Origin of the sequence: Andreprevotia chitinilytica DSM 18519, assembly GCF_000711875.1 — a bacterium.
In the GTDB taxonomy this organism is placed as follows: Bacteria; Pseudomonadota; Gammaproteobacteria; order Burkholderiales; family Chitinibacteraceae; genus Andreprevotia; species Andreprevotia chitinilytica.
In genome coordinates, this window is sequence record NZ_JONM01000003.1 from 150,981 (window position 1) to 161,577 (window position 10,597).

Annotated in this window: 9 protein-coding genes; all 9 read left to right on the top strand. The window is 54.7% G+C overall.

Going from position 1 to position 10,597, the window contains the following annotated elements:
• Positions 1 to 65: 65 nt before the first annotated feature.
• The 9 genes from BR41_RS05870 to BR41_RS05910 all read left to right on the top strand — a co-directional run bounded on the left by BR41_RS05870 (position 66) and on the right by BR41_RS05910 (position 10,591).
• A complete protein-coding gene (locus tag BR41_RS05870; protein ID WP_051710302.1) occupies positions 66 to 1,445 on the top strand; it encodes an MATE family efflux transporter in 1,380 nt (459 codons plus the stop codon).
• 644 nt (positions 1,446 to 2,089) lie between these two features.
• Positions 2,090 to 3,019 (top strand): glycosyltransferase, encoded by a 930-nt coding sequence (locus BR41_RS05875; RefSeq protein WP_084186862.1) that lies wholly within the window; start codon positions 2,090 to 2,092, stop codon positions 3,017 to 3,019.
• A complete protein-coding gene (locus BR41_RS05880; protein WP_035054055.1) occupies positions 3,019 to 3,672 on the top strand; it encodes an acyltransferase in 654 nt (217 codons plus the stop codon). Before BR41_RS05875 ends, BR41_RS05880 begins: the two co-directional genes overlap by 1 nt.
• Positions 3,673 to 3,915: 243 nt before the next feature.
• Positions 3,916 to 5,295, top strand: coding sequence for an MATE family efflux transporter (locus BR41_RS05885; RefSeq protein ID WP_035054331.1), 1,380 nt, complete (start codon positions 3,916 to 3,918; stop codon positions 5,293 to 5,295).
• 278 nt (positions 5,296 to 5,573) lie between these two features.
• Positions 5,574 to 6,446, top strand: coding sequence for a UTP--glucose-1-phosphate uridylyltransferase GalU (gene galU / locus BR41_RS05890; protein ID WP_035054333.1), 873 nt, complete (start codon positions 5,574 to 5,576; stop codon positions 6,444 to 6,446).
• Positions 6,447 to 6,571: 125 nt separating this feature from the next.
• Entirely contained in the window at positions 6,572 to 7,315 is a 744-nt protein-coding gene (locus tag BR41_RS05895) for an S-methyl-5'-thioinosine phosphorylase (protein WP_035054057.1), read from the top strand.
• A gap of 28 nt (positions 7,316 to 7,343) precedes the next feature.
• Positions 7,344 to 8,339 carry a UDP-N-acetylglucosamine 4,6-dehydratase (inverting) gene (gene pseB / locus BR41_RS05900; RefSeq protein ID WP_035054059.1) on the top strand — a complete coding sequence of 332 codons (996 nt, stop codon included), beginning with the start codon at positions 7,344 to 7,346 and terminating at the stop codon, positions 8,337 to 8,339.
• Positions 8,339 to 9,517, top strand: coding sequence for a UDP-4-amino-4,6-dideoxy-N-acetyl-beta-L-altrosamine transaminase (gene pseC, locus BR41_RS05905; RefSeq protein ID WP_051710308.1), 1,179 nt, complete (start codon positions 8,339 to 8,341; stop codon positions 9,515 to 9,517). Before pseB ends, pseC begins: the two co-directional genes overlap by 1 nt.
• Positions 9,518 to 9,523: 6 nt before the next feature.
• On the top strand, positions 9,524 to 10,591 hold the full coding sequence (locus BR41_RS05910; protein ID WP_035054061.1) for an N-acetylneuraminate synthase family protein: 1,068 nt from the start codon (positions 9,524 to 9,526) through the stop codon (positions 10,589 to 10,591).
• Positions 10,592 to 10,597 lie beyond the last annotated feature (6 nt).

Genomic DNA, 10,597 nt, shown 5'->3' on the forward strand with positions numbered 1-10,597 from the left:
AAGACCATGCACTGCGATCATGGGTGGGTACTGTCGCGCGAGTGTCTTTTTCAAGGCGCTAACAGATGAAATACTATCTGAATCTTATCAGGGGTGATTTCTTATTGCGCCTGTTGCAAATCACGATTCCAATCACGCTGCAAACGGTCGTCTTTTCCAGCAAAAGCATCATCGATACGCTGATGCTGGGATCGCTGGGCGAATATGATATTGCCGCCATCGGCATTGCCGGCAAGGCATTGTTTGTGGTCATCATCTTCCTGATCGGGCTTTCGTCCGGTGGCGCGCAGATTGCGGCGCAATACTGGGGCAGCGAGCAAGCCAATAAAGAACAAAAGCTGCAGCAAACGATCTTTTTGACCTGGCTTGCAACGACAGGGTTTGCATTACTGGCTGCAGGGGCCTTTTATTTCTTGCCGGAGGTGATTGTTGGCAGCGGCACAAATTCGGCCGAAGTCATTGCCAGGGGATCTGCATTCCTAAAAATCACCAGTATCAATTTCCTGTTCTTTGCCTACACTTGCAGTATCGCGGTCGGTTTGCGTGCCATGCATCAACCATCGATTACCACCTTTTACAGCTTGCTGGGCGTCGTACTAAATATCGGGCTGAATTGGGTGTTGATCTTCGGTCGCTTTGGTTTCCCCAAAATGGGTATTGCCGGAGCGGCCTATGGCACCTTGATCAGCGCTGGCGTGGAAACGCTGTTGTTGTACGCACATCTGAAATGGCATTCGCATCCGTTATCGCATTTTCCGAAACAGGTCATGCAGGCCATTCGTCGCAGCGATGTCAGTTTGTTGCTTAAGCTTTCCATTCCGTCTGCCATCAACAGCACGCTATGGGCCTTGGGTGTATTCGTGTTCTACGCCGTGTTGGGGAGCGTGAGCGTTGAAAGCTTGGCTGCGCTTTCCATCCTGTCGCCGATCGAGTCGTTCTCGATGGCGCTGCTGATCGGCTTGTCGAGTGCCGCCTCGATCCTGCTTGGTGGCAGTATCGGCGCAAACAGGATGGACGAGGCCTACGAGCGGGCATGGGGGCTGGTGCTGTTCAGCTTGATGATCGGGATCATCACTTGCGTGACGGTGTGGTTGCTCAAGGCGCAAATTCTCGCCCTGTTCTCCAGCCTGACGCCGGCGGTGATGCGTATGACAGGCCAGTTCTTCGATGTGATGGTGATCGCCTTTATCGTCAAAAGCGTTGCGATGATGATGGTGGTCGGGGTGCTGCGGCCGGGCGGGGAGGCGAAATTCTGCCTTTACCTCGATTTCTTTGCGCAGTGGCTGCTGTTGCTGCCGCTGGCGGCCGGCCTGCGCTACGTGCTGAACATCGATCCACTATATATCTATGGCCTGTTGCTGATCGAGGAGTCCATCAAGGTGGTTATCGCCTTCCGCCGGATCAAATCGAGAAAGTGGTTGAACAACTTTGTCTGCCTGGCGTAGCGAGCAGGTAGCAGCGTGCATGAAACAGCCCGAATTCCTGTCTGGATTTCGGGCTGTTTTGCATTGCGACTGGCGTGTTAGCGGCCTCGCCGATGCCAATGAAAGGTCAATTGGGCGGATTTCGCAACAAATCAAACGTGTGATTCATTCAATATTTCGCCAATCGGCAATATTGCCGTTGTGCCGATTAATGTTAAAAAATTCCATTGTTGTGCTGATTTGATCGAGTGATTTGGTGTTGCGCTACTTATATAGATGGATATCGCCCTATCTGTTTTCATTAGTACTAAATACATATGCGTACTTATGTATACATTCGGTAACTATTTACTGGTAGGAATCTAAGAATTTTCTTAAATTTCGTTCCGGTCGCAGATGTCGGTGCAAAGGCGAATTAGAAAAATGCCGCATCTTCGATCCGATGTGAGCGGAGTTGGGTATGTGATGTCTTACAAGAAAATATATATCGCATTGATCCTGACTCCGCTCTGGCGATGGAGCCGATACTCGCAGTGACGAAACCAAAAACTGATTTGAAAATTGTTCAATAGGGAAGGCTGTGCACGGGTAGGTGTTACAGCTTCCCCTAACCGGGCAGATTTCAAATCGATTTTTCCCTTAACTGTAAAAACATGGTGCTAACAATGAACAACATCAAAATCAGCGTAGTGATCCCGACTTACAATCGCGAGGATCTGCTGCGTTACACGCTTGAATCGCTGCGCCAGCAAACACTGGATAAATCACAATTTGAAGTAGTCATTGTGGATGATGGCGGTAGCGATAATAGCGAGGCCGTTGTGCAGGAATTTGCCGATGATCTGAATGTGAAATACTTCTGGCAGGAAGATCATGGTTTCCGTGCCGGCAAGGCCAGAAATGTCGGCACCGCCATCGCGGTAGGTCAATATATTCTCTATATCGACACCGGTGTTTTGTTGGCAACGTCGACGCTGGAAGAGCATCTGCGTATTCACCAGCGCTCGTCCTATCCGACCGTGATCATCGGTTATGTGTATGGCTTTGAAATCGATAATGATCTGGTCGACAAAATCGCTGACGTGATCGATTACAAGGATGTCGATACCACCATTTATCACCTGAATCAACATCAAGCGCTGGATATTCGCCAGAAGCAATATGACGAATTGGGCGATAACATTACCAATTGGCCAGCACCGTTCGATATCCTCTGGACCTGCCACGTGTCTGCCGAGCGCGAAGAATTGCTCAAGGCCGGTTTGTTCGACGAAGAGTTCAATAGCTGGGGCGGTGAAGATGTCGATCTCGGTGTGCGCCTGTATCTGAACAACAATCTGTTCACCATGGAAAAATCGGCATGCTCTTTCCATTGGCCGCATAAGAAAGAAGTGGATAATCACAAGGAATCGTCGGCCAATGCCGCTGAGCGTATCCACAATAAATACAATCTGTGGGTGACCAGTTTCTATGGCAAGGATCTGCAGGACGAGAAGTATTCGCTGAATAAAGTCATCAAGATCTTCAAGGAACTTGAGGGTCAAAAAGCCCGCAAGAGCAAAATCAATCAACGCCTGCTGGAACGGGTGAGCTGATGACTTGCACCTACGAGAATATCTACCCGGTTCGCCCGGATGTGCCGCTGGAATATGAAGGCGCAGTCAAGGATGCCTTGGTGAATCATGGCCTGAAAATTGGTGACGACACGGTCTTTGTCGACGTGCCGCGCGTGGCATTTACGCAAGTGAAGGACGCGGATGTTGCCGAGCTACCGATGGATGTCGGCGATTTTTGGGGCGCGATCAAGATCGGTAGCGGCTGCTATATCGAATCGGGCTGCAACCCGGCCTTCCATAGCCAGGCGGTGAAATTGACGTCCGTACAGGTCAATGACGGCATTCCCGGCCAGATCAGCATCGGCGACAACGTGGTGCTGCAGGGCGTGGCGATTGTCGCGTATGACAAGGTCGAGATCGGCGATGACGTGGTGTTCGGCCCGCTGGTGACGATCATGGACAGTAGCGGCCATCCGCTGCGTGGCCGTGGCAAACCCGGCGAGGCCCGCAAGATCACCGCTGCACCCGTCAAGATCGGTAAAGGAGCCTGGATTGGCACTGGCGCGATGATTTTGAAAGGCGTGGAAATTGGTGCCGGCAGCGTGATTGGTGCGCGGAGCGTGGTTTACGACAATATCCCGCCCAATTGCGTTGCGGTTGGTAATCCGGCTCAGGTCGTCAAGATGCTCTAAAACGCAAACGCAGCTTATCTGAATATCTATTAGAACACGACAATTTGAAAGTGTTGCGCCCGATCCTTCCTCTGGGTAGAGAGGGAGGGTCGGGCTTTTTTCAAATCCAGCGTTCGCTTGGTATTCAACGGGATAGCGCTGCCCGATTGATTCAAAAAGCATTGCCGGCAAAGGAGGGGATGCGCTGGCTGTGGTCTTGTAGTAATGCATGCAAATCCATCGGCCTTTCTTTTGGAAACCATCATGAAATATTATCTGAATTGCATCAGGGGCGATTTTCTATGGCGCTTGTTGCTGATCACCATTCCCATCACCTTGCAGACGGTGGTCTTTTCCAGCAAAAGTATCGTCGATACCTTGATGCTGGGCTCGCTGAGCGAATACGATATTGCGGCCATTGGTATTGCCGGCAAAGCGTTGTTTGTTGTTACGATTTTTCTGATCGGGCTGTCGTTAGGTGGGGCGCAGATTGCAGCGCAATACTGGGGGAGCGATCAGAGTAATAAAAAACAGAAGTTACAACAAACCATTTTGCTGACCTGGGCAGCAACGACTTGTTTTGCATTGCTTGCTGCCGCGACATTTTATTTCTTTCCACAAGCTATTGTGGCAAGCGGAACAAATTCGACTGAAGTGATTGCCAGAGGCTCGGCGTTCCTCCAGATCACCAGTATTAATTTCCTGTTCTTTGCTTATACCTGCAGTATTGCGGTTGGCTTGCGTGCCATGCATCAGCCGTCGATTACGATGGTGTATAGCTTGCTGGGTGTAGTGCTCAATATCTTCCTGAATTGGGTGCTGATCTTCGGCCGGTTTGGCTTCCAGCCAATGGGGATTGCCGGGGCGGCCTATGGCACCTTGATTAGCGCCTGTGTGGAAACGATCTTGCTATATGTGCATTTGCGGTGGAAATCGCATTTGCTATCGCGTTTTCCCTCACTGGTTGCCAAGGCTATTCGCCATGCCGATATCAAGCTGCTCTTGAAGCTGTCCATTCCATCGGCCATCAACAGCACGCTATGGGCATTGGGTGTGTTCGTGTTTTACGCCATTTTGGGAAGCGTCAGTGTTGAGAGCCTGGCGGCGCTCTCCATTCTTGCACCGATTGAATCATTCTCGCTGGCATTCTTGATTGGTTTGTCGAGCGCGGCTTCGATTCTGGTCGGTGGCAGTATTGGTGCCAATAAAATGGAAGAAGCCTATGACCGGGCCTGGGGATTGGTGCTATTCAGCCTGATGGTGGGCGTGGTCACTTGTATCTCGGTATGGCTGTTCAAGCAGAATATCTTGCAGATGTTTTCCAGTTTGACGCCCGAAGTGAGGCAAATGACCGGGCAATTCTTCGACATCATGGTGGTCGCATTTATCGTCAAGAGCGTGGCGATGATGATGGTGGTCGGCGTATTGCGTCCAGGTGGGGAGGCGAAGTTTTGCCTGTATCTGGATTTCTTCTCGCAATGGGTGTTGTTGTTGCCGCTGGCGGCGTATCTGCGCTACGGGTTGGGTATCGATCCGATCTACATCTACGGGCTGCTGCTGGTTGAGGAAGCCATCAAGGTGGTGATTGCGTACCGCCGGATCAAATCGAGGAAGTGGCTGAATAATTTCGTTTGCCCAGCATAGTGCCGCAAAACTAACGATGTTCATTTTTCTAAACAATATTACGAAGACATTTCTGTTTGACTCTCGTGTTCAAATAAATGAACATGAGGGCTATGCAGAAGCTTGACGCACTCAAACTGTTTGGCAGCCAGACCCGCTTGGCCGAAGCGCTGGGGGTCGGCCGGTCTGCCATTTCGCAGTGGCCGGAAGCGCTGCAGCAACGTCAGTCCGATCAGGTATTGGGCGCGGCGTGGCGGCTTGGGTTGCTGGGTAATTCACAATCAACGAGGAATAGATCAATGCAAAAACTACGCAAAGCGGTTTTTCCGGTTGCCGGCATGGGTACACGCTTTTTGCCCGCCACCAAGGCCAGCCCCAAGGAAATGATGCCGGTGGTCGATAAGCCGCTGATTCAGTACGCCGTCGAAGAAGCGCTGGATGCCGGCATCACTGAGATGGTTTTCATCACCGGTCGTAACAAGCGCAGCATCGAAGATCACTTCGACAAAGCCTATGAGCTGGAAAACGAGCTGGAGGCCAAGGGCAAGCAGAAGCTGCTGGATATCCTGCAGTCAATCATTCCGAAGTCAGTCACTTGCATCTATATCCGCCAACCGGAAGCGCTGGGCTTGGGGCACGCCGTGCTGTGCGCGGAGCCGGTGGTGGGCGATGAGCCGTTCGCCGTGATCCTGGCCGATGATTTGATCGATGGTGGCACCAAGTCCGAAATGGCGCGCATGGTCGAGCTGTTCGGCGATACGCATTGCTCGGTGCTGGGCGTGGAAGAAGTGCCACATGCGGATACCAGTTCCTACGGCATCGTCGAAGTGAGCGACAACAACGGCAAGTTGCGCATCAATAACATCGTCGAGAAGCCGAAGCCGGAAGAAGCGCCGTCGAATCTGGCGGTGGTCGGGCGTTACATTCTTACGCCGCGTATCTTCCACCATCTGCAGCACGTGCAACCGGGCAAGGGCGGCGAGATTCAGCTCACCGATGGCATTTTCGCGCTGATGCAAGAGCAGCACATTCTGGCGCACAAGATCAAAGGTACTCGCTACGACTGCGGCTCCAAGCTGGGTTATCTGAAGGCAACGCTGGCTTACGGCCTCAAGCACGATGAAGTCGGCGAAGAATTCTCGGCCTATCTGAAAGAATTTTGCCGCGTGTAATGAAACACTTGGCGAGATCGCAGAGTGGAAGAGGGCGGGCCGGCTGGCACCGCCCTTTTTTATTCCTTAAGATGCAGTCATAACCGTCATAAAAACACCGTCATCAAGGGCAGGGAGAACAAGAGATGCTTGCCATCATTGGCGGAACCGGCACCAGCCAGTTGGCGAACTTGCGCATTACCCGGCGGCAAGTGGTGCGTACTCCCTACGGCGATCCGTCTGGCCCGCTGACCTTCGGCGAAATCGACAGCAAGCCCGTCGTTTTCATTGCGCGACACGGTTACGGCTATACCATCCCGCCGCATCAGATCAATTACCGCGCCAATCTGTGGGCGCTGGCCGAGCACGGCGTCACGCGCGTCATCGCGATTGCGTCGGTCGGCGGCATTCGCAGCGACCTTGCGCCCGGTGCGCTGGTAGTGCCCGACCAGATCATCGACTATACCTGGGGACGCAAGCAGACCATTTTCGACGGTGGCGATACCGACTTCTCGCATGTCGATTTCACTTTGCCGTATGACCAGGACTTGCGGAGCAAATTGCTTGAGGCGGCAGCCCGCTTGGGCCGGCCTGTCATCGATGGTGGCACCTACGCCTGCATGCAAGGGCCGCGGCTGGAGACAGCAGCGGAGATCCGGCGGATCAGGAACGATGGCGGCGACATGGTGGGCATGACCGCGATGCCGGAGGCTGCATTGGCGCGTGAACTGGGGCTGCAGTACGCCACGCTGGCCGTGGTGGTGAATTGGGCGGCAGGCATTGCAGATAGCGAATCGGCCATTGCGTTTGATGCGGCAACGCAGGTATTTGCTGATGGTGTTCAGAATCTGCAAGCGGTGCTTGCAGCATTGCTAGATGGACCGAACTAAAGACACGAATTGAAAGAGGAATTATCTGGTGTTCGACAATAAAAGCATTCTGATCACTGGTGGCACAGGATCGTTCGGCAAGAAATTCATCAAGACTGTGCTGGAACGTTATCAGCCGCGCCGTGTGATCGTTTTCTCGCGCGATGAACTCAAGCAATTTGAAATGCAGCAGGAATTCAACGCGCCGTGCATGCGTTACTTTCTGGGGGATGTGCGCGATGGCGACCGGTTGCGCCAGGCATTGCGTAACGTCGATTACGTCGTGCATGCGGCGGCGCTCAAGCAAGTACCGGCGGCGGAGTACAACCCGACCGAATGTATCCGCACCAATGTCTGGGGCGCTGAAAACGTGATCAATGCCGCCATCGAGAATGGCGTGGAAAAAGTGATCGCCTTATCGACCGACAAAGCCGCCAGCCCGATCAATCTGTACGGCGCGACCAAGCTGCTGTCCGACAAATTGTTCATCGCCGCCAACAATATCGCTGGCGGCCACAAGACCCGCTTCGCCGTGGTGCGTTACGGCAACGTCGTCGGCTCGCGTGGATCGGTAGTGCCGTTCTTTCGCAAACTGGTAGCCGATGGCTGTGATTCGTTGCCCATTACCGACCCGCGCATGACGCGATTCTGGATCACCCTGCAACGAGGGGTTGATTTCGTCTTGAAGAACTTCGAGCGCATGCAAGGCGGTGAGTTGTTCGTGCCCAAGATTCCATCGGTGCGCATTACTGATCTGGCGACGGCAATGGCGCCGCAATTGAAGCAGCACGTTGTTGGCATTCGTCCAGGCGAAAAAGTGCATGAATTGATGATCTCGCACGACGACAGCAACCACACCTTTGAATTCGCGGATCATTACGTCATTGCGCCGTCGATCAATTTTGTCGTTCAGCATGGTTACGACAGCAACGATGCCGGCGAGCAAGGAAAGCCGGTGGACGAGGGGTTCAATTACGCCTCCGATAACAATCCCTTGTTCCTGGATATCGCCGAATTGAAAGCGCTCGACCAGGCGACGCCCTGATGGCAGAACGGTTCATTCCCTACGGCCGGCAGGATATCGACGAGGATGATATTGCCGCTGTCGATGCGGTATTGCGCTCGGACTGGCTGACGCAAGGCCCGGCAATCGAGCGCTTTGAAGCTGCGGTGGCCGCTGCCGCGAATGCCCGCTATGCCGTGGCCGTTTCCAGTGCCACGGCCGGGCTGCATATTGCCTGCCTCGCGCTGGGCATCGGCCCGGGCGACCGGGTCTGGACTGTGCCCAATACCTTTGTCGCCTCCGCCAATTGCGCGCGCTATTGCGGTGCAATGGTTGATTTTGTTGATATTGATCCGGCCACTTACAACCTCAGTATCAGCGCGCTGGCGGAAAAACTGGCAGTTGCGGAAAAAACCGGTGAATTGCCCAAATTGCTGATCCCGGTGCATTTCGCCGGGCAAAGCTGCGATATGGCCGCCATTGCGCAACTGGCCGAACGGTATGGCTTTACGGTGCTGGAAGACGCTGCCCACGCGGTTGGGGCGAGTTATGGCGGTGAACCAGTGGGCAATTGCCGCTATTCACGCGCCGCAGTGTTCAGTTTTCATCCGGTCAAGATTGTCACCACCGGCGAGGGCGGTGTGGTGGTGACGCAGGATGAGGACGTTTATCGGCGCTTGCTGCTGCTGCGCAGCCACGGCATCACCCGTGATCCCGCACTCATGCACGGCAAGCCCGACGGGGCATGGAGCTATGAGCAGGTCGAGCTGGGGTTTCACTACCGCATGACGGATCTGCAAGCAGCGCTGGGCGCAAGCCAGATGAGCAAGCTGCCGCGTTTTGTCGCCAGGCGGCGAGCGCTGGTGGCGCGCTACAACGAATTGCTGGGCGGTAGCGGGCTGGTGTTGCCGGCCGTTCTGCCGCAGACCGAGCCATCCTGGCATCTTTACGTGGTGCAAACCCCTGATCCGGCACAGCGCCGCCCGTTGTTCGACGCCATGCGTGCCGCCGGCATCGGTGTCAACGTGCATTACATTCCGGTGCATACCCAGCCTGATTTCCAGCATCTGGGGTTTCGGCCGGGCCAGTTTCCGGTGGCGGAGGCGTATTACAGCCGGGCGATTTCCCTGCCCCTGCATACCCGCCTCGAAGATCATGATCTGGCGTTTGTGGCCGATAACCTGCTTAACCACTTATCCAACAATGCCTCGAAGGGATGATTTGTCATGACAGTGCAGTTCGGTAATCGACTGGTTGGCGATGGTCAGCCTTGCTTTATCACTTACGAGGCTGGCCCGACACACGACAGCCTTGCCTCCGCCAAACGGCTGGTCAAACTGGCCGCCGAGGCCGGTGCCGATGCGGTCAAGTTCCAGATTTTCGATCCGGATCGGTTGTGCGCCGACAAGAAACAGACCTTCAGCTACGAGGTGCTGGTGGATCGCACCAACGGCAAAACCGAAGCTGTGGAAGAGTCGCTGTATGAACTGCTGTGCCGCCGCTGCCTGCAAGAGCAGGAGTGGCGCGAGCTGAAGCGCTATTGCGATTCGCTCGGGCTGGCGTTTTTCTCCACCGTGGCGTTTGACGAAGACATCTCGCTGCTGGTTGAGCTGGGGTGTGACTCGATCAAGATCGCCTCGGCGGACGTCAATCATTTCCCCTTGATCCGCAAGGCTGCGCGTACCGGCATGTGCATCCAGCTCGATACCGGCAGCGCCACGCTGGGCGAGGTCGAAGCGGCGGTGGACGTGATCCGGGGCGAAGGCAACGAGAACATCATCATCCATCAATGCCCGTCCGGTTACCCGGCCCGGCTGGAAAGCATCAATCTCAACATCATCACCACGCTCAAGCGATTGTTTCCCTACCCGGTCGCGTTCTCGGACCATACGCCCGGTTGGGAGATGGACGTCGCCGCCTTGGCGCTGGGCGCCAACCTGCTGGAAAAAACCATTACCGAAGACCGGACTACCCGCAGCGTGGAGCACATCTTCTCGCTGGAGCCGCATGAGATGAACGGCTTCATCCGCACCATCCGCGATGTTGAAGTGGCGCTCGGCGGCGCTCGCCGCGTCATGCATGCCGAAGAGCTGGTCAAGCGGCAGCGTGTGCGCCGTAGCGTTTACCTGAAAGCGCCAGCGCAGGCCGGGCAACGTCTAGGCGATGTGGCAGTCGAGTTCCGCCGCCCCGGCCACGGTATCGGCCCGGATGTGTATGAAAAGCTGGTGGATATGAAGCTGCGCAGCAATCTCGATGCCGGCAGCTTGCTGAAGCTCGACGATCTGGCGCAATAAGCGCCC

What these genes read in the sequence shown, in the direction of transcription:
- BR41_RS05895 (WP_035054057.1), top strand. Translation starts at nt 6,572, where the DNA reads ATGCTTGCCATCATTGGCGGAACCGGCACCAGCCAGTTGGCGAACTTG.
- BR41_RS05875 (WP_084186862.1), top strand. Translation starts at nt 2,090, where the DNA reads ATGAACAACATCAAAATCAGCGTAGTGATCCCGACTTACAATCGCGAG.
- BR41_RS05870 (WP_051710302.1), top strand. Translation starts at nt 66, where the DNA reads ATGAAATACTATCTGAATCTTATCAGGGGTGATTTCTTATTGCGCCTG.
- BR41_RS05885 (WP_035054331.1), top strand. Translation starts at nt 3,916, where the DNA reads ATGAAATATTATCTGAATTGCATCAGGGGCGATTTTCTATGGCGCTTG.
- pseC (WP_051710308.1), top strand. Translation starts at nt 8,339, where the DNA reads ATGGCAGAACGGTTCATTCCCTACGGCCGGCAGGATATCGACGAGGAT.
- BR41_RS05880 (WP_035054055.1), top strand. Translation starts at nt 3,019, where the DNA reads ATGACTTGCACCTACGAGAATATCTACCCGGTTCGCCCGGATGTGCCG.
- BR41_RS05910 (WP_035054061.1), top strand. Translation starts at nt 9,524, where the DNA reads ATGACAGTGCAGTTCGGTAATCGACTGGTTGGCGATGGTCAGCCTTGC.
- galU (WP_035054333.1), top strand. Translation starts at nt 5,574, where the DNA reads ATGCAAAAACTACGCAAAGCGGTTTTTCCGGTTGCCGGCATGGGTACA.